Origin of the sequence: Arthrobacter sp. TB 23 (assembly GCF_000294595.1) — a bacterium.
Lineage (GTDB): Bacteria > Actinomycetota > Actinomycetes > Actinomycetales > Micrococcaceae > Arthrobacter_D.
This window is the reverse complement of record NZ_ALPM01000004.1, coordinates 7,990-31,940: the sequence shown is the minus strand read 5'-3', so window position 1 is coordinate 31,940 and position 23,951 is coordinate 7,990. Positions and strand designations below refer to the sequence as shown.

The 23,951-nt window shown below is 61.4% G+C and carries 21 protein-coding genes and 3 pseudogenes; 12 read left to right on the top strand and 12 right to left on the bottom strand.

Translation table 11 applies throughout. The features are described 5' to 3' along the window. Nucleotides 1-34 precede the first annotated feature (34 nt). Nucleotides 35-1,081, top strand: a complete 1,047-nt coding sequence (locus B384_RS0100310; RefSeq protein ID WP_026040851.1) for an NAD(P)-dependent alcohol dehydrogenase — start codon at nucleotides 35-37, stop codon at nucleotides 1,079-1,081. Nucleotides 1,082-1,164: 83 nt separating this feature from the next. Here the strand turns inward: B384_RS0100310 and B384_RS0100305 are convergent, their stop codons facing one another. From B384_RS0100305 to B384_RS19895, 3 genes and pseudogenes are all read right to left on the bottom strand, one after another. After that, on the bottom strand, nucleotides 1,165-1,647 hold the full coding sequence (locus B384_RS0100305) for a hypothetical protein (protein WP_019481149.1): 483 nt from the start codon (nucleotides 1,645-1,647) through the stop codon (nucleotides 1,165-1,167). 135 nt (nucleotides 1,648-1,782) lie between these two features. Beyond that, nucleotides 1,783-2,499 (bottom strand): VIT1/CCC1 transporter family protein, encoded by a 717-nt coding sequence (locus tag B384_RS0100300; RefSeq protein ID WP_026040850.1) that lies wholly within the window; start codon nucleotides 2,497-2,499, stop codon nucleotides 1,783-1,785. 59 nt (nucleotides 2,500-2,558) lie between these two features. Beyond that, a pseudogene (locus B384_RS19895) lies at nucleotides 2,559-2,778 on the bottom strand (heavy metal translocating P-type ATPase); the annotation flags it as partial. A 262-nt stretch (nucleotides 2,779-3,040) separates the two neighbouring features. Here B384_RS19895 and B384_RS0100290 point away from each other — a divergent pair. Next, entirely contained in the window at nucleotides 3,041-3,625 is a 585-nt protein-coding gene (locus B384_RS0100290; protein WP_019481146.1) for a recombinase family protein, read from the top strand. 83 nt (nucleotides 3,626-3,708) lie between these two features. Here B384_RS0100290 and B384_RS0100285 read toward each other — a convergent pair whose 3' ends face one another. From B384_RS0100285 to phnC, 4 genes are all read right to left on the bottom strand, one after another. After that, nucleotides 3,709-4,746: a phosphonate dehydrogenase gene (locus B384_RS0100285; protein ID WP_019481145.1), complete on the bottom strand. Its 1,038-nt coding sequence runs from the start codon at nucleotides 4,744-4,746 to the stop codon at nucleotides 3,709-3,711. Further along, nucleotides 4,743-5,579: a phosphonate ABC transporter, permease protein PhnE gene (gene phnE, locus B384_RS0100280; RefSeq protein ID WP_019481144.1), complete on the bottom strand. Its 837-nt coding sequence runs from the start codon at nucleotides 5,577-5,579 to the stop codon at nucleotides 4,743-4,745. The genes B384_RS0100285 and phnE overlap by 4 nt, the downstream gene beginning before the upstream one ends. Then, nucleotides 5,576-6,472, bottom strand: a complete 897-nt coding sequence (gene phnD / locus B384_RS0100275; protein WP_050994815.1) for a phosphate/phosphite/phosphonate ABC transporter substrate-binding protein — start codon at nucleotides 6,470-6,472, stop codon at nucleotides 5,576-5,578. The genes phnE and phnD overlap by 4 nt, the downstream gene beginning before the upstream one ends. Nucleotides 6,473-6,554: 82 nt before the next feature. After that, the gene (gene phnC, locus B384_RS0100270) at nucleotides 6,555-7,355 is read right to left on the bottom strand and encodes a phosphonate ABC transporter ATP-binding protein (RefSeq protein WP_019481142.1); all 801 of its coding nucleotides are present in this window, start codon (nucleotides 7,353-7,355) and stop codon (nucleotides 6,555-6,557) included. A 172-nt stretch (nucleotides 7,356-7,527) separates the two neighbouring features. Between phnC and B384_RS0100265 the strand changes: the two genes are divergently transcribed. The 7 genes and pseudogenes from B384_RS0100265 (at nucleotide 7,528) to B384_RS0100225 (ending at nucleotide 16,364) form a co-directional block, all read left to right on the top strand. After that, on the top strand, nucleotides 7,528-8,766 hold the full coding sequence (locus B384_RS0100265; protein WP_019481141.1) for an alpha-D-ribose 1-methylphosphonate 5-triphosphate diphosphatase: 1,239 nt from the start codon (nucleotides 7,528-7,530) through the stop codon (nucleotides 8,764-8,766). Nucleotides 8,767-9,048: 282 nt separating this feature from the next. Beyond that, nucleotides 9,049-9,204, top strand: a complete 156-nt coding sequence (locus B384_RS20400) for a hypothetical protein (RefSeq protein ID WP_156808908.1) — start codon at nucleotides 9,049-9,051, stop codon at nucleotides 9,202-9,204. Between the two features lie 317 nt (nucleotides 9,205-9,521). Next, nucleotides 9,522-9,821: pseudogene (locus tag B384_RS17190) on the top strand (recombinase family protein); the annotation flags it as partial. A gap of 81 nt (nucleotides 9,822-9,902) precedes the next feature. After that, a complete protein-coding gene (locus B384_RS0100250; protein ID WP_019481139.1) occupies nucleotides 9,903-10,379 on the top strand; it encodes a hypothetical protein in 477 nt (158 codons plus the stop codon). 988 nt (nucleotides 10,380-11,367) lie between these two features. Then, nucleotides 11,368-12,720: a MarR family transcriptional regulator gene (locus B384_RS20395; RefSeq protein WP_133185547.1), complete on the top strand. Its 1,353-nt coding sequence runs from the start codon at nucleotides 11,368-11,370 to the stop codon at nucleotides 12,718-12,720. A 263-nt stretch (nucleotides 12,721-12,983) separates the two neighbouring features. Further along, nucleotides 12,984-13,925 carry a ParA family protein gene (locus B384_RS0100230; protein WP_019481135.1) on the top strand — a complete coding sequence of 314 codons (942 nt, stop codon included), beginning with the start codon at nucleotides 12,984-12,986 and terminating at the stop codon, nucleotides 13,923-13,925. Between the two features lie 1,017 nt (nucleotides 13,926-14,942). After that, nucleotides 14,943-16,364: a ParB/RepB/Spo0J family partition protein gene (locus B384_RS0100225; RefSeq protein WP_019481134.1), complete on the top strand. Its 1,422-nt coding sequence runs from the start codon at nucleotides 14,943-14,945 to the stop codon at nucleotides 16,362-16,364. A 208-nt stretch (nucleotides 16,365-16,572) separates the two neighbouring features. Here B384_RS0100225 and B384_RS0100220 read toward each other — a convergent pair whose 3' ends face one another. Then, nucleotides 16,573-16,767, bottom strand: a complete 195-nt coding sequence (locus tag B384_RS0100220) for a hypothetical protein (protein ID WP_019481133.1) — start codon at nucleotides 16,765-16,767, stop codon at nucleotides 16,573-16,575. Between the two features lie 350 nt (nucleotides 16,768-17,117). On the opposite strand from B384_RS0100220, the pseudogene B384_RS17180 reads away from it, so the two are divergent. Continuing rightward, nucleotides 17,118-18,321 (top strand): annotated as a pseudogene (locus tag B384_RS17180) (IS110 family transposase). A 133-nt stretch (nucleotides 18,322-18,454) separates the two neighbouring features. Beyond that, nucleotides 18,455-18,808, top strand: coding sequence for a helix-turn-helix transcriptional regulator (locus tag B384_RS0100210; protein ID WP_024475961.1), 354 nt, complete (start codon nucleotides 18,455-18,457; stop codon nucleotides 18,806-18,808). On the opposite strand, the gene B384_RS0100205 is transcribed toward B384_RS0100210, so the two are convergent. Beyond that, complete coding sequence (locus tag B384_RS0100205; protein ID WP_019481131.1) at nucleotides 18,805-19,107, bottom strand: P-II family nitrogen regulator; 303 nt, start codon at nucleotides 19,105-19,107, stop codon at nucleotides 18,805-18,807. The two genes, B384_RS0100210 and B384_RS0100205, sit on opposite strands and share 4 nt — an antisense overlap. 4 nt (nucleotides 19,108-19,111) lie before the next feature. Further along, nucleotides 19,112-20,056: a sodium-dependent bicarbonate transport family permease gene (locus B384_RS0100200; RefSeq protein ID WP_019481130.1), complete on the bottom strand. Its 945-nt coding sequence runs from the start codon at nucleotides 20,054-20,056 to the stop codon at nucleotides 19,112-19,114. Between the two features lie 258 nt (nucleotides 20,057-20,314). Between B384_RS0100200 and B384_RS0100195 the strand changes: the two genes are divergently transcribed. Next, nucleotides 20,315-21,190, top strand: a complete 876-nt coding sequence (locus B384_RS0100195; RefSeq protein ID WP_019481129.1) for a DUF6671 family protein — start codon at nucleotides 20,315-20,317, stop codon at nucleotides 21,188-21,190. 448 nt (nucleotides 21,191-21,638) lie between these two features. Here B384_RS0100195 and B384_RS0100185 read toward each other — a convergent pair whose 3' ends face one another. Then, nucleotides 21,639-22,949, bottom strand: a complete 1,311-nt coding sequence (locus B384_RS0100185) for an ISL3 family transposase (RefSeq protein ID WP_019481127.1) — start codon at nucleotides 22,947-22,949, stop codon at nucleotides 21,639-21,641. Between the two features lie 330 nt (nucleotides 22,950-23,279). Continuing rightward, nucleotides 23,280-23,852, bottom strand: a complete 573-nt coding sequence (locus B384_RS0100180; RefSeq protein WP_019481126.1) for a hypothetical protein — start codon at nucleotides 23,850-23,852, stop codon at nucleotides 23,280-23,282. Nucleotides 23,853-23,951 lie beyond the last annotated feature (99 nt).

Sequence of the window (23,951 nt, the reverse complement as noted above, 5' to 3'; positions counted from 1 at the left end):
TCCATCATTCCCGCACCACCCTCGTAGGAGAATCATGCGCACCGTCAACGCCATCGCGGCACCGTCTGCCACCGAACCGCTGATCAGGACCACCATCGAGCGCCGCGCCGTCGGCCCGAAGGATGTTTTGATCGACATCGCCTACTCCGGCGTCTGCCATTCCGACATCCATACCGTCCGCGGCGAGTGGGGAGACATTCAGTACCCCCAGGTCGTCGGCCACGAGATCGTCGGCACCGTGAGCGAAATCGGCTCCGAGGTCACCAAGCACAAGGTTGGCGACCGTGTGGGCGTGGGCTGCATGGTCAATTCTTGTGGTGAGTGCGAGTACTGCGTTCGCGGCGACGAGCAGTACTGCAGCAAGGGAAACATCCAGACGTACGGAGGCGTCGATCCCGTCGACGGCACCATCACCCAGGGCGGCTACTCGCAGGCCGTCATCGTCACGGAGGACTTCGTGCTCCGCGTCCCCGAGAGCCTCGACTTCGATAAGGTGGCCCCGCTGCTCTGCGCAGGGATCACGCTTTACTCGCCGCTGCACCACTGGAAGGCAGGACCGAACACGAAGGTGGCCATCGTGGGCCTGGGTGGTCTGGGCCATATGGGTGTGAAGATCGCCGCAGCGCTCGGCGCGGACGTCACCGTGCTCTCGCAGACGACCTCCAAGAAGGACGATTCCCTCCGCTTTGGTGCGAAGGCCCACTACGCCACGAAGGATCCGGAGACCTTTACGGAGCTCGCGAACTCGTTCGACCTGATCATCAACACGGTTTCAGCCAACGTTGACATGGGCGCCTACCTCGGCCTCCTCAAGGTCGACGGGACCCTCGTGAACGTTGGGGCGCCGTCCGAGCCCCTCCCGGTCCCCGCGTTCGCCCTCATCCCGGGCCGACGCAGCTGGGCCGGTTCCATGATCGGCGGGATCCGCGAAACCCAGGACATGCTGGATTTCTGCGCCGAGCACGGCATCCACCCCGAGACCGAGCTCATCGGAGCCGACGAGATCAACGACGCCTACGAGCGAGTCCTTAACTCCGACGTCCGCTACCGCTTCGTCATCGACGCCACCACCCTCGCCTAACCTCCCCCACGAAACACGAACAGGTCACCCCTACCGCACCGGTAAGGGTGACCTGTTTTTGTGAGACGGTCAGTCGCACAGGTCTATCCGCCCCAAACGGAGGCAGAGCCGGAGTGTCCGGTGATGATGCTTTGGTAGATGATGACGAGTCCGCCGGCCACGCCGAGGACGACGGCGAGGATCTGAACCGGGCGTGTGCTGAGAAGACCTCGTAGACCACGAAGCCGCTGGGGCCGGATCAAGGCCTGAGGGAATGCGGTGAGGAGTTGGGCTGCGACGACGACGAGGAATACCAGGGCGAGGGCTTTGAAGAGGTCTCCTTGCTCTGCGTGCGCTTCGATGAGCGCAGATTCGGGCATGCTGCGCTCGAGTTGTTCGCCAGCTTCCGCTGTCAGGAGGGACAGTGGTGCGAGGAGGACCGCCAGGATACCCAAGAGCCACGCCAGGCGGGGGCGCAGCCGGGGTGCGACTGCGAACAGGACTGCCAGGAGTCCGGCGATCGGCGCGAGGACCACGACGGCGTGGATGAGCAGGATGTGCGCCGGTAGACCACCGATTTCGATCATGGGATGACTCCTTCAACGTGAATGGGACGTGCGGTTAGTGTGAGCCCTGCTTATGAAGCTAGGCCTCGACGGGGCTGCGTTGGCTGAGTACCTGCAGGGAGTTACCTGGGTGACTTCAGATCGGCGCGTGATTGATCATGCGATGCCAGTGGTGCCAAGGAGGGCTCCGACGAGGTAGGTGAATGCCATCGCCAGCGCCCCGCCGATGACGAGTCGGAGCATGGCGCGGCGCCGGGAGCTCCCGCCGACGTGGGCGCTGACAGCCCCGGTGATCGTCAGTGCCACCAGGACCGCGACGAAGGTCAGGGGTATGCGGACGTCCGCCGGGAGCAGGAGGATCGCGAGCATCGGCAGGACGGCACCGGCCGCGAACGCTGCAGCGGACGCGAACGCCGCATGCCAGGGGTTTGCGACTTCGAGTTCGTCGATGTTCAGTTCCGCTGAGAGGTGGGCGGCCAGGACATCATGGCCGGTCAGTTCGACAGCAACCTGCCGGGCCGTGGCAGGCGTGAGCCCTTTTGCCTCGTACAACCCGGCAAGCTCGTCGAGTTCGCCGTCGGGATCCTCCCGCAGCTCCTGCCTCTCTTTCTCGATCAGTGCTTCCTGACTGTCCTTCTGGCTGCTGACCGACACGTATTCGCCCAGGGCCATCGAGACCGATCCGCCCACCACGGCGGCGGTACCGGCGATCAGGATCGGCGCGAGAGTGTTCGTCACCCCGGCGACCCCGATCACCGTGGCCGCTGTGGACACGATCCCGTCGTTGGCGCCCAGCACGGCAGCCCGCAACCAGTTCAACCGTGCCGCCACACCACTGTCATGGGGCTCAATAGGGGCTTGCGCATCAGTCATGGAAGCAGTCAACACCCGGCGGTTGGATCCATCCACGCAGGATAGGCTCACCTAAACCACGCGACCTTCACTCCGCGCGCCTGCAGAGCCTTCACCGCGGCCCGGGATTCCTCGCGAACCTTGTCCTCGAGCCTGACCGTGCCGATGACCGAGCTGTCACGAATGATGTGCAGCACTGACGCACCACGACCCACCCACCCCTGCACCGTTTCGGCAATATCAGCCGGGGGTCGTGAGGCTAAGCTCTTTGAGCATGTTCGGCTCGCCCACAGCGATCTCTAGATACCTCATCCGATAATGCGGCTCACAAAGCTCGGAAGCGGCTCTGTCTAAGACAGAAAGCGTCGAGACACGTTTCCAAGACAAGGAGAGCGACGGAATGACGGGGGAGTGGCCCTTCAATACAGGGTCGGCCAGCGGAGCGTGTGCAGACGACTTCGGACTTTTTTCAAAACCGCGTGTTTCCGCACATGTCAGATTCCCGTATACCGTGCCCGCAATTAAGCCCGGTGATGGGGGGCTAAACGGTACACTCAAAACCATGACCGGACTCCTGATCGGATACGCGCGCGTATCCACCAATGACCAAGACCTCACGGCGCAGAAGAACGCCTTGCTTGCCCTCGGAGTGTCACCGGAAAAGACTTTCACCGACCAAGGCCTCACCGGCGCGAACAGGGCACGGCCCGGACTGGGGCAAGCGTTGGCGGCCTGCCGGGGCGGGGACACCCTGGTCGTGACCAAGCTTGACCGCCTGGCCCGGTCCCTGCGCGATGCAAAGGACATCGTTGACGAACTCACCCGTCGCGAGGTCAAGCTCAGCATCGGCGGCTCCGTCCATGACCCCACCGATCCCGTGGGCAAACTCCTCTTCAATGTCCTGGCCATGGTTGCCGAATTCGAGGCAGACCTGATTCGGGCCCGCACTCGTGAGGGGATGGCCGTCGCCAAGGCAAAGGGCCGGCTACGCGGAAAACAACCCAAACTCTCCAAAGCCCAGGAAGCACACCTGGTTTCCGTTCACCGGGCGGGAACGCACACGACTGTTGAAATTGCCGAACTTTTCGGCGTAGCCCGGTCCACCGTCTACCGTGCCATCAAACGCGCTGGCGAGCCCGCCGCTTAGATCCATATAATTTCACCGCCCGAGCCGGAGCGCCCTTAGCGTGAATTTCCGGGCGATTCTTCCCCGGACCCCGATAGGACCGATCATAGGGCAGTAGGCGTTCCAGCAGATCCCACGCCACACGGGCGGTTGACGGCTCCGTGTGGTTCATGCCCTGCAAGGGCCTGCAGTATGGCAGTGGCGGCGTGCTCCTCAATTTTGAGACGAGTCGCGGCCACGGCAGATCCCAGGTGTGGCGTGAACAGCGTGCGGTCCTGCATCGCCAACAGCTCGGCGGAGATGGCAGCGGGCCGGTCCGGTCGGGACAGGTCCTCGAACTCGAAAACGTCAGCCGCGAAGCCACCGAGCTGTCCGGCGCGTAGGAGCTCGATCACCGCGGATTCGTCGACGACGGAGCCGCGGCCGACGTTGACGAGTAGCGCCCCCGGTCGTATTGACTCGAGCCGATTCCGGTCGAGCAAGTGGACTGTCTCCGCCGACAGTGGGGCGCAGACCACAACGGCGTCGCTGCGCTCCAGCAGGTCGGACAGGTCCGCACGCCGGATGTCGAGTAGTGCTTCATCGGCCGCCGATAGCGGTTCAGGGTCGAAGTAGAGCAACTCGGGTGCGAATCCCCGCAACATCCGTGCAACAGCCCGGCCGAGGTTGCCTGCCCCTACGATGCCGATCGTCGATCCTACGAGGGTCCTCCCGTAGAGCGTCGGCCGCCACCCGGCGAAATTCGAGCGCACCCGGCGGTCCCCGGCGGTGATGTTCCGCGCGAGCCCGATGAGCAGTCCGACCGCCAGTTCTGCGGTGGGCTCGGTCAGGAGGTCCTCGACCCTGGTCAGCCAGATGCCTCGCTCTGTGCAAGCCTCGACGTCGATGTTGTCGTTCCCTTTGAGGGCTCCCGCGACCACCTTCAGGTTGGGGCATGAGTCGAGGAGCTCTGCATCGACCCGGTCGGGCATGAACACCATCAATCCTTCGGCCTCTGCTGCGCGGCGCCGCACCTCGGAGGCCGGGAGACTGCTGTCGCTCTGGTTGGCGACAACTTCGCAGCTTTCGCTGAGCAATTCGAGGATCGGCGCATGCACGCGGTGCGTCAGTACGACCTTCGGACGTCGACTGTGTTGTTTCATTGGAACCTCTTTCGCAACGCTCCGCCGAGAGCGTCGACTACGGTCACGGTGGCCAGGATGACGAGCAGGATTGCGGCGACCTCGTCGTACTGGAGGGTTCGCAGGGCGGCGATGAGTTCGAAGCCGATGCCGCCGGCGCCGACGACCCCGACGACGACCGACGCTCGGAAATTGAACTCCCACCTGTAGACGGTGACGTCGGCCATCTGCGGCAGCACCTGGGGCAGGATGCCGTGGAGAATCACTTGGGCCGGGCCGGCTCCTGTCGCCCTGGCGGCCTCGACAGGGGCTTCGGCAGCGTGCTCAATCGCTTCGGCGAAGAACTTTCCCACCATGCCGGCAGAATGGATCCCCAATGCCAAAGCCCCGGGCAGCGCGCCGAAGCCGACGGCGGCGACGAATACGATCGCCATGATCAGTTCGGGCACTGATCGCAGCACGTTCAGGATGAGCCGCGCGACCCAGTAGATCGCCGGGTGCGGTGAGGTGTTGCGTGCTCCGAGCAATGCGAGAGGGACGGAGAGCAGCACAGCCAGTGCTGTGGCCGCGATGCTCATTGTCATCGAGTCGAGCAGGGGCCCCCACCAGCTGTTCAGATGGGTGAAGTCCGGCACCCACATCTCGCTGAGCAGGTCGGCAATGTCGGCGAGGCCTGTGACCATGCGGTTGGCGTCGAGCAGACCCACGGCCCAGGCACTCAGGATCACCGCGACGAGGATCAAGCCCGTGATGGAGAACGAGCGCCTCCAGCCGGATTGTGCCTGGTCGGTGATTCGCTGGTATTCCTGCTCTCTGCGATCCTCGCGCGGCACGCTGACCGCGGGGCTGCTCACTGGTAATCCTCGAGATCGATGTCGAGCAGCGGAGCGAGGTCGCGAACCTGATCGTAGTCCGAATCGGCAACCTCTGCGAAGCCGGCGGCTCCGAATGGTTCGAGCACCTCGGGATCGTCGAGTTCCAGGAACGCCGCCCGCAGCTTCTCCTTCAGGTCCTCGGGCAGATTGGACTGCATCGTCCAGGGGTAGTTGGCATAGGGATCCGATTCCTGGACTTTCACGACAGTCTCGGAGTCGATGAGCCCCTCCTCGACCATGCGCTCATAGATGGGCAAGCTCATGCCCCCCGCGTCCGCATTGGCGTTCTGCACTGCCAAGGCCACAGCATCATGGGAGCCGACGTGCTGTTCCTCGTAGTCACCCTGGTCTACTCGGAGGTCCGCCTCTTCGGCGAGCATGGCCTTGGGAATGAGGTGACTGGACGTGCTGGCCTGGTCTCCCCACGCAACGGTCTTGCCGGCGACATCCGCGAGGTCCTCGATGCCGGAATCCGCGTTGGCGATGAACACTGCCTGGTATGTCGGGTCCTCACCCTCGACTTCCTGCAGGGCGGCGAAGGGCTCGATGTCGGCCTTCTCCTGGGCGAGGACGTAGGACAGAGGGCCGAAGTAGCCGAGGTCGATGCGGCCGCGGGCCATCGCCTCGATCATCGAGGAGTAATCGGTCGTCACCACGAGCTCGACGTCAAGCCCGAGTTCCTTTTCGAGGTGCTCCTTGAGGGGCTCATTGTTCTTGATCACCTCCGACGCGTTCTCGTCGGGAAGCAGCGCAACGCGGAGGGTTTCCGGGGCGGTGGTTGCCTCTGAACTGGCACCACAACCGGAGAGGACGAAGGTGAAGGCAGTCGTTACAGCGATCGCGGCAGTCGCCAAGCGGGTGGGTCTAGGCATGGGAATTCACTCCTGTTTCAGCAGTTCGGAAGGTGGTCGATCTCGGGGGTGGCGGTCGAGGTTATTGAGTCCTGAGCGTTTGCTAGTCAGCAGAAGTCGGCAGCGAAACGGTCTGTGCCGACAGTGGAAGGGCATCGGCCTGCTCGTCGGCGGGCACGCCGCCGTAAATCACCAGCAAATCCTCATCGGTGACCCCGGCTGCAGGGCCGTCGTAGACGATTTCCCCGTGTGCCAGGCCGACGATGCGGTCGGCGTGCTCGAGCGCGAGGTCGACCTGGTGGAGGCTGGCAACCAGGGTGATGCCGCTCTCCTGACAGACTCGGCGCAGCAGCTCCATCACGCGACGCGCAGAGTTGGGATCGAGGCTGGCGACCGGCTCATCGGCAAGGATCAGGTCCGGTTGCTGCGCGAGCGCTCGAGCGATGCCTACTCGCTGCTGCATGCCACCGCTCAGGTTGTCTACCCGGGTCAGGGCCTTGTCCAGCAGTCCGACGCGTTCGAGCGCTTCGAGCGCGATGCGCTGGTCGCCGCGACTGGAGGGCAGGATGCTCTGCCAGAAGCTGTGATAACCGACCCGGCCGAGGAGCACGTTGCGCAAGGCCGAGAAGCGTGGGATCAGCTGGTGGTGTTGGAATACCATCCCCGTGCGGCGGCGGTGTCGACGCAATTCGCGGCGGGAGTCGAGTGACGCCGTCCCGTCAACCCGCACGGAGCCGGTGGTGGGTTTGACGAGCAGGTTCATGCATCGCAGCAAGGTCGACTTGCCGGCACCCGACGGGCCGAGCAGCACGGTGACTTTTCCGCGCTCGATCGACAGATCGGTTCGGGCCAATGCTTGAACGCCGCCTTCGTAAGTCTTGCTGACATCGACGAGCTCTATCATGAAAGTCCTCTATACGAGTGCGCTGTACGAGTGAAAACGTATAGAGGACTTGTGAAGTCCGGGCGCTGTGGGAGACAACGGTTTGTGAACCCCGATGAAACAGCCCGTTAACCCACAGCAGTTAAGGCGGCGTACACATCCAGGCAAGAAGCAAATGTCAGGCTGATCAGCCATGACACCCTTTACCCCGGACGGCGCAGTGAGCGATCTGGTGATCGGCCATGCCTCCGCCGTGCTGCCGGACGTGGTCATCGAGGACGCCAGGCTAGTCGTGCGTGGTGGCCGGATTGCGCACGTCGGGCCGCATCCTCCCGGGGCCTCCTGTGACCTCGATGTGCGCGGGGCATACCTGCTGCCGGGCCTCATCGACGTCCACAGCGACATGTTGTCGCGCGAGATGAGGCCCCGGCCGGGAGTCGTCCTCGATCCGAGTCTTGCCATTGCATCGGCTGGTGCGCGCCTTCGAGCTGCGGGGACCACCACGGTCCTCCACGGGCTGGCGTTCCAGGAGCGATCGATTGTAGGGACCGCCATTGACTCTCCTGCCGCGTCCGAGCTTTCGGAAGCCCTCGCTTGCACGGACGACAGGCAAGTCGACCACCAGGTCCTGCATCGGCTCGACGTACGCTGCGAATACGGCCGCGAACTGCTCGAGAAGGAACTTGAGCCGCGAGCCGAGCTCTTATCCCGTCCTGCTGACCGCTCCGGAAGCCCGGCGCCTGAGGGCCGGGGCGCAGGTGTGCCGGTCGTGTCATATGAAGACCACACGCCCGGACAGGGGCAATTCGCAGATCCGATGACGATGCAGCGCTGGCTCGTGCTGAACGAGGGAATGTCGCAGGATGACGCCGCCGACCACGTCGAATGGTGGCGCAGCAGCCGCGAGAAACGACAGGGCGTGCGGGATCGCGTGCTTGCATGGCTGGAAAGCCTTGCCCGGAAGGGCCTGATCCGGCTCTTCGGTCATGACTTGGCGACGCGGGACGACGTCGAAGCGGCGGCCGCGCTCGGATGTTCGGTGGCAGAGTTCCCGACGACGTTAGAAGCGGCGCGCGCCGCCCGAGACCAGGGAATGCTCGTCATCGCTGGAGCGCCGAACGTCGTTCGGGGTAGGTCCCACACGGGAAATGTTTCTGCGGCTGAGCTTGTATCTGCTGGCCTGGTGGATGGGCTCGCGAGCGACTACATTCCAACGTCGCTGCTGCCGAGTGTGGTGCGGCTGGTGAGCCAGAGAATCGCGACACTCCCAGAAGCCGTGCGTCTCGTCACCTCGGGACCGGCCGCGTGCGTCGGTCTCGACGACCGCGGCACCCTCACAGAGGGAACGGTCGCCGACCTGGTACTCGTCGATTTCAGCAAGACGTGGCCCTCGGCGATCACGATGAGAGCCGCCACTGCTGCTGAAGTGTGAACACGTCCGACGTGTGGCTTAGCTCGAGACCGTGTTGACCGAGATCGGTTTGGTGGAGATCCAGGCGTCGCGGAACCGTGACGGGCCGCTCACACCGGTGATCGTGCCCGAGCGCAAACACCACTTGGAGGGGATCGACCAGATCGTGAGCCGAGCGCCCCAGGCCTGGAGAATCAAAGAATGACTTGGATCCTCTCCGGGCCCTCGCCGAACCCCCGCTCGATGGTCGATTACAGTTCGTAACGCTCTAAGTCGATCTTGCAACTTTGATAGCTTCGGCGGATGAATCCTGTTCGTTCGACGATCTGCACCTGCATTCTCGACCTCACCAGTGCGCGGGTCGGCCCGACCGTCGTCGACCCCGGCTGCCTGTGGCACGGGGTGGAAATCGGGGACCACGTACCGACGTGGCTGTGGCCGACTGAAGAGTCGCATTAGTCGGGCGTTTGCAAGCAACAGGAGCTCCGGCATCAGCTTTTCCCGACCCATTGACCGGTTGCATTCGTTGCGAGCCGGGCGCCAGGACCAGGAGTTCGGGGTCGGCGCGGACAGGGCACGCTCACCGCTGGCCGTGCCCCAACACCTACACGCCCCGAACGGCGCGAGTGGCAGGCCATGACGGCGTCTGCTGCCATCGGTGCGCCAGGAACCAGCGGGATGCCCCCGTCCTTCAGGGTGGCCCATGGGGACGGCACACTGATCAAGGGGCTCGACTGAGAACGTCCTAAAAGCTCCTTCCCTTCTGTTCGCTTAGCGGCGGCTCCGTCCATGACCCCACCGATCCCGTGGGCAAACTCCTCTTCAATGTCCTGGCCATGGTTGCCGAATTCGAGGCAGACCTGATTCGGGCCCGCACTCGTGAGGGGATGGCCGTCGCCAAGGCAAAGGGCCGGCTACGCGGAAAACAACCCAAACTCTCCAAAGCCCAGGAAGCACACCTGGTTTCCGTTCACCGGGCGGGAACGCACACGACTGTTGAAATTGCCGAACTTTTCGGCGTAGCCCGGTCCACCGTCTACCGTGCCATCAAACGCGCTGGCGAGCCCGCCGCTTAGATCCATATAATTTCACCGCCCGAGCCGGAGCGCCCTTAGCGTGAATTTCCGGGCGATTCTTCCCCGGACCCCAAGTACGACGTGCTGCGCTCGGATGAGAACGACGAAGGAGATCACGAGATCTCCGCTGACGAAGTGGATGCTGTTCATACCGTGGCCGCGAAGTACTACCGGATGACCATCATGGATTCCGGCAACACCGCCCGCGCCGCGAACTGGCGGGCCATGATCGGCCACACCAATCAGCTCGTCATCCCCACCACGACGATGGAGGACCGCGCCGAAGCCGCGAAGCTCACCCTGCAAACCCTCGCAGCAAGGGATGAGCACTCAGCCCAGCTGGCCGAGAACGCTGTAGTCATCATTTCCCAATGGAAGCCCGAGGACGGCGACGAAGCCCGTAGGATCGCTGACGGATTCGCGCCGCTGGTCCGCCGCGTGGTCACGGTCCCTTATGACCAGGCACTCAAAGCCGGACGCATCCGACACACCGCCCTGAAACCAGCCACGCAGCGTGCCTGGCTGGCAGCAGCAGCCGCCGTAGCCGAAGGACTGTGATGAAGCGACACGCCCGAGTGAGCTACCTCCCACTTAATGGAAACAGTTACACATTGAATGGACCCATGGCTATCTCAGGAAATCGTGGAGGCGGGCGCCGCAGCAAGGGTGCACGCCATCTCGTCGGAACCCGCATGCCAGTAAACGAGGCCGAAAAACTAAGAGCCGTAGCCGCGGCGGAAGGCCTAAGTGTCAGCGACTACCTCGCTGACCTAGTCCACAAACACCTAATTAACGTCGACGTAGACACACTGTACGGTCAGGAGGCTTTGCCAATCAGCCGAGCCAGTTAAACAAAGAAGGCCCGTCGCTAAACGGGCCTCCCGAAGTCTTCATTCAGTTCCGTCTATCCGCCAAGATCCTCGGTTCTGAACGTCCACCATAAGGGCTATTTCTATGCCCTCACGGCTATGGAGTTGATCCAATCATACACACACCCCTTAGCGCACCTTCTTCATGCCCAAATCCTGTCCGAGGCGTGTCGCGGAATCCCACGATCGCCAAGGAAGCAGCTCAGACCGCATGGCGGGCACTCGCGACGCTCATTGCCGGTCAGCCCCGCGTCCGTCTGTCCAAAGACGGCGGCAAAAGTTACCCCACAGCAGGCGAACGACGTCTACAAAACACGCTTCCAACTGTGCCCGCAGCCGTCAGGCTCTGCGGGACTGACGGCACAGTCGCCACCATCGCTCTCGACTTCGACGTCAGCAACGGGGACACGTCAAAAGTAAATACCGACGTCACCGCAGTCCAACGCTGGCTGACCCGCCATGGAGCCCTCTGGATCGAAGACTGCTCCCCCACGGGGGGCCGGCACGTCTACATTCCGCTTACGAAACGAGTGGGATTCACTGAGGCCCGCCATTTCGTCGAAGCGATGTCCCTGCGGCATACCAGCATTGACCCTGGCCCACACCGCAGCGCTGATGTTGGATGCATCCGTACACCTGGCAGCCCCCATAAACGGGGCGGTTACCAAGTGCTAACCATGTCGCTTAGCGACGCTTACGCCGCTGCAATCATCCGGAACGCACCGACAATCTGGGAAGCACTCAGAGGATCCCTCAAAGAAGAGCTCGCGGTCGTCACACAACAACGCAACGCCCCACAGGCACTTATCGAAGACACAGAATATCTCCCTCTTTCGAACGGCCCTCGGAATCTCCCATCGGGAAAAAACAGACTCGCCCGCACCGGCCTCTACAACACCGGAACATACGACTCCCCCAGCGAAGCTAGACAAGCGGTGCTGGCCTCTGCTGTGGCAGCCGGCTGGGAACTCACAGATGTCCAGCGCCTCATGCACAACAACACCTGGGCTGGCATGACGAGCTTCTACAGCAGATACACATCCCAACAGAGGTCGGCCGCCCTCCGGCGCGACTGGATGAAAGCCGTTAGCTACGTCGCAGAATGCCGCAAAAAACACGGAAGACTTCCTGCACACCAAAAGTCCGACCATAAAAGCTACACAAGCCTGCCTAATACACAGGGGGGTCCTGCTCCCCTGGCGCAACCTGGCTCTGCTGACGAATACCGATTCTTGAAAGACTGGAACCTCGCCAGGGAAACATACGAGCTGAAGTTAAGGGGAACTCGCGAAGGACTAACTTTGCGCTTGCTACTTCGAGCACTGGGAGAAGCAGCCGCAAAGGCAGGGAGTCGCTTCATTGAATTCGGCGTACGTTCTTTAGCTCTTGCAGTAGGTGTCCATCACACGACAGTTGCTCGCCTACTACGGAGGCTGACGAACTCAAAGGATGCCCCCATCAGGCTTGCCGCAGAAGGCCGAGGCACACGAGGTGACCTTTATGAACTTCAGACTCCAGACCACAGCACAAGAGCGCAAGAGAATCGAAAGTGGCGCAAAGGGCACACCCATGCGTTACGTCCAGCATTTCGAGGTCTCGGAGTAACTGCAGCTTTCACCTACGAAACCATAGAGCTCAGCGATGTCCCGTTAAGCACGTCACAGATCATCCAAGCCAGTGGCCTCTCCCCCGCAGCTACCGCCTCAGCCTTAGAAACCCTTGCAGCATGGAATCTCGTTCAGAAAATTGATGGTCACTGGTCATTGATTGGGGCCACAAGCCTTAAGGCAATTGCCGAGTATCTAGGGGTTCTTGAAGAGCTGTTTGTCCAACTGGCTCGCTATCGTGTCGAACGACTGCAATGGCGGAATTGGCTCGACAATCGCCAGGCCGGTAAGACTCTCGAGCTGTTGGAACCTGACGAGCCGTATCCCTTTTGGGATAGAGAAGCGCCTGATGACAACGGGTACACACTGACCGATCTTTTTCTTGGCCGGACGACGAAGCAAATAGTTGATAGGTCAGCATAAAAAGCCATCTCTCTGAGGATACGTATCGTCCTTCGACTCATGCCTGCATCAATAACGCATGAGGTTTATGTTCACGGTGTTCGTAATGCCATAACGCATGCCATAAGTCATATAGGAAAAGGAGTAGTAACGTGTACTAGAAGTAAGACGGTTAATGTAATGAAGGGACACGCCCCGTTACCTACCGTTGCAACCGCTGGTTCGGTAGTAGTTTGAGCAATGATGCTTGAAGAGTTCGCCAATCCAGAGAAGAAGTGACAGCTGTGGCACGTTCGATCCATACCCCAGAGGCAGCACCAGCTGCCGCCTCGACTTCAATTGAGCGAACCATAGCTTTCGCCAATGGCAAGGGCGGTGTGGGCAAGACCACCACGGCTGCGAACATCGGCGGATACGCAGCAATCGCGGGCGCAAAAGTTCTCATGATCGATCTTGATCCCCAAGGCGATTTGGCACGAGACCTCGGCTACGAACACAACGACGGACAAGGACTTTTCAACGCACTTGTCACTGGCACCGCAGCACCAATTTTGGCAAACGTTCGTGAGAACCTAGACGTCATACCCGGTGGGCAAGCACTTGAAGACATCCAGGGACTCATGTTCTCTCGAGCTAACCGCGCTGATGCAGGGGACTTCGGAGACATGCTCTACCGGGCGATTCGACCGTTGTCCGACAACTATGACCTGATCATTATCGACACACCGCCCGGCGAGCGAATTCTCGTCGAAGGTGCTTTTGCTATTGCTGCAGCAGTCGTTATACCCACCAAGTCTGATGACGCCAGCATTGACGGCGTCGAACGCGTAGCCCGCCGGTTCCTAGCAGTCCGCGATCGCAACCCGGCTCTCGAGCTGGCGGGAATCGTACTCTTCGCGGTTGGGCCGCGATCTCTACGCCTGGAACGCAGCGTCCGCAGCACCTTGGAAGAAATGCTCGGCACCGTGGCACCGGTATTCACTACTCGTATCCGAAACTTAGAGAGCGCGAGTGCTGACGCCCGCAAGAAGGGCTTACTGTTCCATGAACTGGAAGGTGCCGTTACACAAGCTCAGAAAGACCGGTTGAAAGCCCTACGTGCGGGCCAGAAGCCCAGCGAGGGGTTCTTTTCACGCAACGCCGGCGGGCTAGCTGAAGAATACGAAGCCCTTACTGGAGAGATCCTCTCCCGACTCAATGAGATCGAAAGTGGACAAGCAGCATGAGCGCCGACCGCCCAAACCTGGCCGCAGCCTTCAAGCCCCAAGAAACATCAATAAAGCGCGGAACTAGCCTGCAAGGACTCTTGAAACCGAGAGTACGTTCTGCCGAAAATTCCGGCACCTCATCAATGGGCTCCGCAAGTGAAGCCGAAGTCGGGGCCCTGTCTGAGTCGAAGCCACCAGCCGTCAAAAGCCCAGAGGTGCAACCGAGGAACAGTTCAACGCCAGCGTCCCAGACTGTCGCAGGGGCACCTCGCAACGTCGGTGTCTATCTGCCGCCAGATGTCTTGGAACGAGTCAAGAACGCCGCCAAGACCGAACAGATCACCTACAGCGATCTCCTGGTTGACGCTTTCAACGCCGTCACACCAGATGAAATCAGCCGAATGTTTAGGCCGGAAACAGAATCCACCGCTTCGGTAATGCCACGCCGGATTCGACGACCTAGAGGGACTGCAGGGATACAGATTCAACTTCGCCTCGATGATCGGCAGATCGCCTGGTTGGAAGACCAGGTTACTTACCATCGGGCTCCATCGCGGAGTGCCTTGGTGTCCGCAGTCCTGCAGCTACATACAACCCCCTGAGCGTGGTAGCCCGCTCCAACCTCGATCCTGCGCCCCACAGTTCATATGTGCACAACAGGTTTACCACTCCGAGCGTCATCGCCATCGGGTTCAACATCTGAACGCTGACAGCAAACCCAAAGGGACCTCTCTACTTTCGGACTGTAAAGACCTAAACAACCGTCTTTTTGCTGCTGTCCTTCGGATCATACGTACCTGCTCCACAGCGTCAACCGGCTCCGCCGGCTACGCGCATACCAATCCTGTCCGGCGCTCCTACGTCGCTTATTTCCTCCCAGAATTGATCCACCCTTGCCCCTACGGCGTTGAGCACTGCTCCGTCAGGCACAGCTACGCAAGCTCCGCCAGCAGGCAAAACCAACGGGGGAGAGGAACCCACACTGCTGGTCACCACAGGTTCCCCACCCACCCTGCGAACTAGGAGCACACCGCTATGTCTGTTCTCGAAATGATCGACCCCACCACCTTGACCATCGACGCCAACGTCCGCGCCGACGTGCAGCTCGACAAAGCATTCCTGGCTTCCATCAAAGAACACGGAGTAATCCAGCCAGTCGTCGCCCACCGCACCGACAGCGGGGGAGTGCACGTCCTGTACGGACAGAGGCGCACCCTCGCCGCCGTAGAAGCGAAGCTCGACCTGATGCCCGTCTACGTAGTCGAAAGCCTCACAGAGGCCGACAGGTTAGCTAAGCAGGTCGTGGAAAACGACCAGCGCCAAGGACTCACCGACAACGACCGCGCCGAAGCGTTCCACCAGCTTTCCCTACTCGGAGTCTCAGCCACCCAGATCGCGAAAAAGACTGGCGCAAAAAAGACCACCGTGGACGCGGCACTGAAAGTCCGCGCCAATGACACCGCCAGCGCAGCACTCGCCCAAGGCATGACACTGGACATGACCGCAGTGATCGAGGAATTCAGCGGCGACGCAGAAGCAATCACCAAACTCGAAACCACCGCCGCGCACAACCCGCAGAGCTTTGACCACACCGCCCAACGGCTCCGCGACGACCGCACCCGCGCCGCGCTCATGGCCGATGCAGCGGCCACCGTCACCGCCCAAGGACTGAAGATCGTTGACGAGGATCTGAACTACTACGACTACAAAGGCCCCATGGCGAATATCCGCGACCTGCGCACCATCGAAGGTGAACCACTCACCGACGACGACGCAGACGCCGCGCACATCGGAATCAGCTACAACGGGGAAGTAAGCATCACGTTGGTCAATACCGACTGGAAAGCAGCAGGATTCACCAAACCCGGCGCCACCCGGACAGGGCCCATGACCGAGGACGAAAAAGCAGAACGCCGCCGCGTGATCGAAAACAATAAAGCATGGGACGCCGCCGAAACGGTCCGCGTGGACTTCCTCAAAACCCTGCTCAAAGGCAAAACAGCCCCGAAGAACGCTCTGCGGTTTATTGCCCAGTCAATGGGGAATCACTCCTACACCGTTGCGGATGGCCTCTCCAAGCACACCGGATTCGCCGCCGAACTACTCGGAGGTAAAGACGGTTACGGCGAGCTGGCGAAGATCACCGCCAAGCCCACCGGACGCCACGAAACCAACACCCTCGCCGTCATCCTCGCAGGATTTGAGAAGAGCCTCACCCGCCAGTCATGGCGCAACCCCACCAGCACTGCCAAGCACTACCTGACCCAGCTCAGCACATGGGGCTACACCCTCAGTGAGGTTGAAACCATCATCACCAACCACGGAAACACAGAAACACAGGAATCCGTGAAGGCAGAAAACAGTGGAGTGCAGCAGCCGGGGGAGACGTTCGCGCAAGTACAGGCCGAAGAGGAAGAACTCACCGCCGAAGAAGCGGACTACGCCGACGAAGCCTAAACCGGGGGAGTAGCACCCCCGCCGGAAACCGGCGGGGTGCTGCCCGGCCCGAACGGAGCCGGCCCAGGCGAACAAATCAGCGGTGCTCGCTAGCTCGCACCGCAGAAACGGACCTCACTACCGTTCGGACAGCCAACCCTCTTTTTGCTCCGTGGGTGGCCGGGGAATCTCCGTCATTCAGGGCCACTGGTCGTAGCCGTCCGAGCCCTTATTTCTCTACAGAAGTGACGCGATTTTTGTCGTAGTAGCCGCAGAAACCGTCCTCCGGGAAGTGAATACCGACGCAATAGATTGCGCGCACGGATCCGAAGTTATGCCCACCGTTTACGATCTCGCCGATATCGTTCCGGCCCTCGACTTTGACGAGCTGACGGCCATTTTCTGGAGTCAAATAGTTTTTCATTCCATCAGTCTTGGTCACTTACCGGCTTGTGTGTGGGACCTCAAGCCCGCAATCGTGTGTCCGTCATACGCAACGCGTCTGGCCGTGTAAAGACTTTTTTGCTGCTGTTCTTATGTTGTTACCGGGCTCAGTTCCGCGGTCATTGTAGGGTCGTGGCCACCCAGGGGAGGCGGGTATGGCTTGGCTGCTGTGGACCGCACGCTTGCACGTGACGGCTCCGTAGGATTGGCCGCCCGCCACCCCGCGATGACCCGACCGCTGATTGAGAGACGCGACATGATCGCCGGATAAGGACACGACGGCGCGGTTATCTGCTGGGCTCTTCTCATCCAACAGACTGGAGGCTGTTCTTGGTGCAATTATGGGCCGGCATCGACGCCGGCAAAGCCCATCACCACTGCGTTGTGATCGATGGCGAGGGAAACAGGCTGCTCTCGCAGAAGGTTCCCAACGACGAAGCGGCGCTCATCCAACTTTTGGGCACGGTCCTGGACTTATCGGACGGTGGTCCTTTGGTGTGGGCGATGGACTTGAATCATGGCGGACCGGCGCTGCTCATCGCGTTGCTTGTCGGTCATGGTCAGAACCTTCTCTATATTCCTGGGCGGACGGTGCACCACGCCTCGAAGATTTATAGGGGTGACGGCAAGACAGATGCCAAGGATGCCGCTGTGATCGCCGACCAGGCCCGGATGCGGACTGACCTGCAGCCTTTGCGCGCCGGTGACGAGATCAGCGTCGGGTTGCGACTCCTAACGGCCCGGCGGGCTGACAAGTCGGCGGATCGGGTGAGGTCGATTAATCGACTCAAAGCTCAGCTCCTGGAGTATTTCCCCGCGCTGGAGCGGACCTTCGATTACAGCCGATCCAAAGCCGTGCTGATGTTGCTGACCAAGTACCGGACTCCGGATGGGATCCGCCGTGCCGGCCAGGCGCGAATCCAGGCGTGGTTGAAGAAACACGGTGCTCGTTCCTCGGCAGCGGTTGCTGCGGCTGCGGTAGAAGCCGCGAAGTCCCAGCAGACCGTCGTTCCTGCCCAACGCATCGGGCAGGTGATTGTCGCAGCCCTCGCCCGCGAAGTGGCAAGTTTGAACGAGGAACTGGAAGAACTGGATGCGCTGATCAGCGAGAAGGTTACTGAACACCGGCATACCGAGGTGCTGTTGAGCATGCCCGGCTTTGGCCCTGTCCTTGCCGCCGAATTCCTTGGTGCCACCGGCGGAGATATGACGGTTTTTCAGTCTGCGGACCGGTTCGCCGGTGTTGTTGGGATTGGCGCCGGCGCCGAGGGACTCCGGAAGGATCAGCGGCAACCACCATCGGCCAAGACGATACGATCGCCGGCTGCTCCGCGTCTTCTTCCTCTCCGGGCTCTCGGCGCTTAAATCCTGCCCGGCCTCACGTGCCTATTACGACCGAAAACGGGTGGAAGGGAAATCTCACATCCAGGCCATGCTCTCGCTCGCCCGACGGCGGCCCAATGTCCTCTGGGCCATGCTCCGCGACGGCACTACTTACACCTTGGTATCGCTGGCACCACCACTTACAGCCTGATCTAGCCGTCTACGACCGGCGGCTTGGTAACGAGACGATTCCTGCGCCTGGCGATCATAAGCGTTGTGGGTGCTTGCTGTGGATTGGGACCGGCGGCGCTTTCGTCGTGCCCAGATCCGCTATTGTCCAAGGGGTGGCGACTGAAGATTTTGAAGCAAAGGAAAGCGAAGTGTCAGGCAGCGGCATCGGGTGGACGTTCCTGACTAACCACGCCCACGTACTGTTGACCATTGCCCGTGATCCGCAGATACGGCTACGTGACCTGGCTGCCACGGTGGGGGTCACGGAGCGTGCCGCCCAGAAGATTGCTGCTGACCTTGTCGAGGCCGGCTACATCACCAGGACACGGGCAGGCAGGCGGAACATCTATTCTGTGGTGTTCGGCCGCCCGTTCCGGCACCCTGTTGATGCCGGCCATCAGCTTGACGAACTCCTTGCTGTGCTCGTGCCTGAAAAGGGGCAGCCCGCGGAGGGCACGAAGGCCTAGAACTTGGCCGGCCGCAGGACCTCGACGTCGCTCAGAAACAGGATCATGGCGTAGTCCTCGTAGTAGTGCTCGCGAAGGTGTGCAGCAAGGCCTTCCGCTATCACGGCGTCGCAGACCACCTCGATACGGATATTGCTGTTCGCTTCCCAGCCTGCTCCGCGGACGCCCCGGCTGCCTTTCCCGCGCGCGTCGGTGATGGTGTATCCGTGGGCGTGGTGTTGCTCGATGTCGCGGACGAGGGTTGATTCGAGGACGGCCTCGGTGACGATGGTCAGGAGCTTGCGTCGGTGACTTTCCATGGCTTTATCCCCTCGCGAAGGTATGGATCCAGATGGACAGGGCGTGGTAGAGCGGGATCCCCACCACCACGTTGAACGGGAAGGTGATCCCTAGGGATGCCGCCAGCGACAACGTGGGGTTGGCTTCCGGTACGGAAATGCGCATGGCCGCCGGCGCCGCGATGTAGGAGGCACTTGCCGCCAGTGTTGCCAGAATAGCTGTTCCGCCCACCGACAGTCCTAATGCCCAGCCCAGCCCTGCACCTATGACGGCTGAGAACAGCGGCATGATGATGGCAAAAGCCGCTAGGAACACGCCGTATTTGCGCAGGCCTCCGAGCTGCGTTGCTGTCAGCAGCCCCATTTCCAGCAGGAATAAGGCAAGGATCCCTTTGAACATGTCCACAAACAGGGGTTCGATGGAGGACAGGCCGTCGGGTCCGGCGATCCAGCCGATGAACAGGCCACCCAGGAGCAGGACAATGCCTTTTCCGAGGAAGACCTCGTGAGCGACCGTTTTCCACCTGGTCTCCTTGGAGACTCCCCGCGCCAAAACTATGCCCACGATGATGGCTGGTACTTCCAGCATCACCAGAAGCAGCGGCATGTGCTCTTCGAAGACGACCTGTCGAGTGCCCAGGTAGGCGATGGCTACGGCGAAGGTACCTACACTGACGGAGCCATAGTGGGCGGCAATGGAGGCTGCGTCGGCACGTTTGAAGCGTCCGAGGTAGCGCAGCACCGGGAAGGCCAGAAGGGAAAGGAAGAATCCCATCGCCACTACGGCCAGGATCTGGGGTAGCAGTTCGCCAAAGGGCTGCTTGGCGAGTTCCACACCGCCCTTAAGGCCAATGGCCAGCAGCAGCACGATGGTGACGAACTCATAGATTGCCGCCGGAAGGCGCAGCTCCGACCGGAGCAGCCCGGCCAGCGCCCCAAGAATGAAGAAAAGGATGATGGGGTCTACCACATTAGGACTCTCTGATTATTTCCCGACGGAGTGAACAAGAGCAGTAATGAACCCTGCCGGGTCCCCTGGACTCACTGGCCGCAGATGCAAGCTCGTGCTGCCAGCATTTCACAAATCGCCGCATACATACGCATTGCAATTCATGAAACGTAATTCGTATATTAGGATGTCTTCGAAGGTTTGGGGACTGTCCCGGCCTCGGCACCTGGGATGAGGTGCCGGCCACTTCAGCCTCTGCTGCTCCATGAAAGGTGAGTTGTGACCAAGGCCGAATCTGATGATCCAATCCCGCATGCAATCTATGCCGGTGAACGCGTCGCTCTGCTGACCCAACATGGGAAGGAGCGGGTGCTAGGACCCGCGCTGGAGCATGCACTTGGGTGCCGGGTTGAACATGTCACGGGTTACGACACGGACTTGCTCGGTACTTTCACACGTGACATTTCCCGCGCAGGAACACAATCGGAAACTGCCCGTAAGAAGGCATCGGTGGGCATGGAATTATCGGGCCTGTTGCTGGGTATCGCCAGCGAGGGTTCCTTTGGGCCGGATCCCTACATCGGCATGTTCCCGTGGAACATCGAACTAATCGTTTGGATGGACAACGAGCGCAATCTCGAGGTGGTGGGAATAGGCGAAGGGAAAACAAACTTCAATCACCTGCTCACCGGCGAGTGGGCGGCAGCCCAGGCGTTCGCCCGTGAAGTGCAGTTTCCTGGACACCATCTGGTCGTTCGCCCTGACGGCAAGGACGGAACGTACATCTGCAAGGGAATCGCGAGCTGGCAGGACCTGGAGCGCGCCTTTTCGAGAGCGTTGACTCGATCTTCAAACGGCTTGGTCTTAATCGAGACCGACATGCGTGCCAGCGCAAACCCAACACGCATGGAAGTAATCGGCCTCGCGGCCGAAGACCTTGCCCATAAGCTTCGCTCCTTGTGCCCAGCCTGCGGCACTCCAGGGTTCTGGCGAGTCGGCCGGGTACCGGGGCTCCAGTGCAGTGCATGCGGTACGCCGACCAGCGAGACGCGTGCTGAGACGTTTGGATGCCTCAAATGCCCTTACCACGACACCCGCGACATAGCCGATACAACGTCCGCACCCCCAAGTATTTGTGACTACTGCAACCCCTGACGTTTGCCCCTCCTTCTGCGCCGCCGCCCTACGTGTCAGGTCGGAAACCCTACAGGAGATCGCTTGATCCAGAGGGGGGGGATCCCCACCCGTGATTCCAAAGCCCCATTGGTGGATCACCTCATTGTGACCGGGGCCCTAACCGACCCGCAGGAATCCGTTGACAACATCATTGAGATTCCTGCGGATTATGCGTCCCCGCTGCACCGCCCAACTCAGCTGCGCTGAGCGGGCCGGAACCAACCAATCTGATCGGCGCTCCGACGTCGCTTATTTCCTCCCAGATTCCCCGGCACACAGACCGCCCTACGGGTTGACCAGCCCAGAGGAGAACAGCTCCGCGATGCTTCGCCAGCAGGCAAAAACAATGGGGGAGGGGACCAACACCGCACACACTCAAAAGCCCCAAAATCCCCGGAAATAAGCGGATCTACCCTATTAAAGTGGCTCATCGTAATTGGGAGTGTAGGTAGGGTCTGAAGCCGCCTGATTCCAGGAGTGATCGAGCGATGTAGTTGGTGATGTTCCGGAATCCGAGGGCTGAGCCGCGGAGGTGTTCGAGCCGCCCATTGATGGCCTCCGTGGGGCCGTTGCTGGTGCCGGGTCGGTCGAAGAACGCGAGTACGTCGGCGGCGCGTTGTTTCAGGGTCCGGCCGATTCGGCGGATCTCGACCAGGGCTGCGGGAACGCCGCTGGTGACGGAGTTGATCACTGCCTGCATCATCTGTTTCCCTTGTGTCTTATTCGGTTCCCTGTATGCGGCGACGATCCGCTGATAGATGCCCCAAGTAGCTTCGACCTCGAGGTGTTCCTCGGACGCGAAGACGGCCTCCAAGCGTGCGTTCTGTTTGTCGGTGAGCAAATCCGCGCCGGTATGCAGGGTCCGTCGGGCCCGGTAGAGCGGGTCACCGGCACGACCCCGATGCCCGAGCGTCGCCTGCTGAACACGTTGCCGGCACCGGTCCAACCCGTCGCCGGCAAGCCGAACAACATGAAACGGATCCATGACCGGCACCGCGTCCGGGAGCTCCTCCGTGGTCGCGGTCTTGAAGCCGGTGAACCCATCCATCGCCACCACTTCCACCCCGTCCCGCCATGCCTGCGGGCGGTCTGCGAGCCAGGTCTTGAAGACCTGTTTGGAGCGGCCTTCGACCATGTCCAGCAGCCGTGCCGGGCCCGTCTTCTCGCGGATCGGAGTCAGATCAATGATCACCGTGACGAACTTGTCGCCACGTCGGGTGTGCCGCCAGACGTGTTCGTCGACGCCGATCGCGGTCACCCCGTCGAACCGCTGCGGGTTATCGATCAGCCGCCGCTTGCCCTCCGCAAGGACGGCGCTGTTGGCGGTATGCCAGGACACTCCCAGACCGGCAGCGACCCGGGACACGGTGAGGTGATCGACCACGACCGCCTCGAGCGCCCACCTGAGTCCGCGACGCGAGATCTTCGCCCGGGGCTCAGCTGCTGCGTCCGTGTCCTGTCGCCAGGTGCGACCGCACTCGGTGCACCGGTAACGGCGTATCCGCACCAGCAACGTAGTCGGCCGGTGACCGAACGGCTCATGCGCCAACCGGCGCGTCACCGTGTCACGGAGCACACCCGCAGAGCCGCAGCCTCGGCACCACGGATTTGCCTGAACGACACGGCATTCGATCACCGCCCGACCCGGGCACAGCTGCTGGCCGACGGCTTCCAAGCCGAGTTCGTCGAGCCGGCAGAACGTCGTCAGATCAGGGGCATGAAAGGTAGCGTTGAGCACGTCGAGGTCTTTCGGATGGGCAGCGTAGGAACTTCCATCATCGGAAGGCCTCGACCTCTATCCCGCCTTCGACGCGCCCACACCGATCACCCCGGCTACACCCCACCCACACTCTCGTTTACGAAGAGCCAGTTAAGGATGTGTAGCGCGAGACGTTCCGCTGCCAGGCCGACAGGGAGAGGGCCGCCTCCAGCGCCGATCAACTGGAGGAGCGTGAGGGCGAGCTTGCCCGGGGGGACCGTCCAGTGCTGGAAGTTCAGGCCGTGGTGCCTGTCGTTGCGCGCCTCCGGTTGACCGGTGCGGGGCCGAGACGTCGACGGCGGGGATGTTCTAGGCGGTGATCACGGCTTTGAGTAACGCCGCTGCGAGGCACAGTGCGGCCAGGACGATGCCCAGGATGAATGTCTGCGGGGCAGCCCGTTCGCCTCGAAGATGTCCGACCACCCAGCCGAGGCTTGCCAGCCGAACGACGGTGATGATGATCGCCAGCTGCAGCGCTAGTCCCGGATCAACCCACCCCACCAAAGCAGCCGTCATGAAAAGCGCGGGCCCAACCGCTGCGGACGCGATGGGCACAGCGTGCCATGCCTCTTTTCGAAGGTGAGGTGTCGTGGCCTGGTCGGGTGCAGTCACCCGGACGCCGACATGTTCGGCCAGCACGTGTGCGATGAACGTCGATGTACCGGTTCCGATGATGTAGATCAGGGCTTTGCTGGTGAGTAGGTCCTCCGGGTACAGGGCGATGAGCGCGGCCAGAATCAGGATGTCTCCGTAGACGAAGGCCGTGATCCTGCTCGATGCGTCCTCCTTGCTGAGCGGCCGCTCCGAACGTAAGTGAAAGAGCTGATAGATCAGGTCCTGGACGAGCCGATGAGGGCGCCTCTTCAAGCGGTCCTGACTCATGGGTTCCTTTTCGTGCACGTCGTGCCCGGGTCGACCTCGATCAGCGCCCGTCGCTAGGTTTCGATGAGTATCTCAGGTCGAGTCGGCCCCACCCGCCAG

Bases quoted from the DNA above. Each gene is read 5' to 3' on its own strand.
- B384_RS0100310 (WP_026040851.1), top strand. From the start codon at position 35: ATGCGCACCGTCAACGCCATCGCGGCACCGTCTGCCACCGAACCGCTG.
- B384_RS0100305 (WP_019481149.1), bottom strand. From the start codon at position 1,647: ATGATCGAAATCGGTGGTCTACCGGCGCACATCCTGCTCATCCACGCC.
- B384_RS0100300 (WP_026040850.1), bottom strand. From the start codon at position 2,499: ATGACTGATGCGCAAGCCCCTATTGAGCCCCATGACAGTGGTGTGGCG.
- B384_RS0100290 (WP_019481146.1), top strand. From the start codon at position 3,041: ATGACCGGACTCCTGATCGGATACGCGCGCGTATCCACCAATGACCAA.
- B384_RS0100285 (WP_019481145.1), bottom strand. From the start codon at position 4,746: ATGAAACAACACAGTCGACGTCCGAAGGTCGTACTGACGCACCGCGTG.
- phnD (WP_050994815.1), bottom strand. From the start codon at position 6,472: ATGCCTAGACCCACCCGCTTGGCGACTGCCGCGATCGCTGTAACGACT.
- phnC (WP_019481142.1), bottom strand. From the start codon at position 7,355: ATGATAGAGCTCGTCGATGTCAGCAAGACTTACGAAGGCGGCGTTCAA.
- B384_RS0100265 (WP_019481141.1), top strand. From the start codon at position 7,528: ATGACACCCTTTACCCCGGACGGCGCAGTGAGCGATCTGGTGATCGGC.
- B384_RS20400 (WP_156808908.1), top strand. From the start codon at position 9,049: ATGAATCCTGTTCGTTCGACGATCTGCACCTGCATTCTCGACCTCACC.
- B384_RS20395 (WP_133185547.1), top strand. From the start codon at position 11,368: ATGTCGCTTAGCGACGCTTACGCCGCTGCAATCATCCGGAACGCACCG.
- B384_RS0100225 (WP_019481134.1), top strand. From the start codon at position 14,943: ATGTCTGTTCTCGAAATGATCGACCCCACCACCTTGACCATCGACGCC.
- B384_RS0100220 (WP_019481133.1), bottom strand. From the start codon at position 16,767: ATGAAAAACTATTTGACTCCAGAAAATGGCCGTCAGCTCGTCAAAGTC.
- B384_RS0100205 (WP_019481131.1), bottom strand. From the start codon at position 19,107: ATGGAAAGTCACCGACGCAAGCTCCTGACCATCGTCACCGAGGCCGTC.
- B384_RS0100180 (WP_019481126.1), bottom strand. From the start codon at position 23,852: ATGAGTCAGGACCGCTTGAAGAGGCGCCCTCATCGGCTCGTCCAGGAC.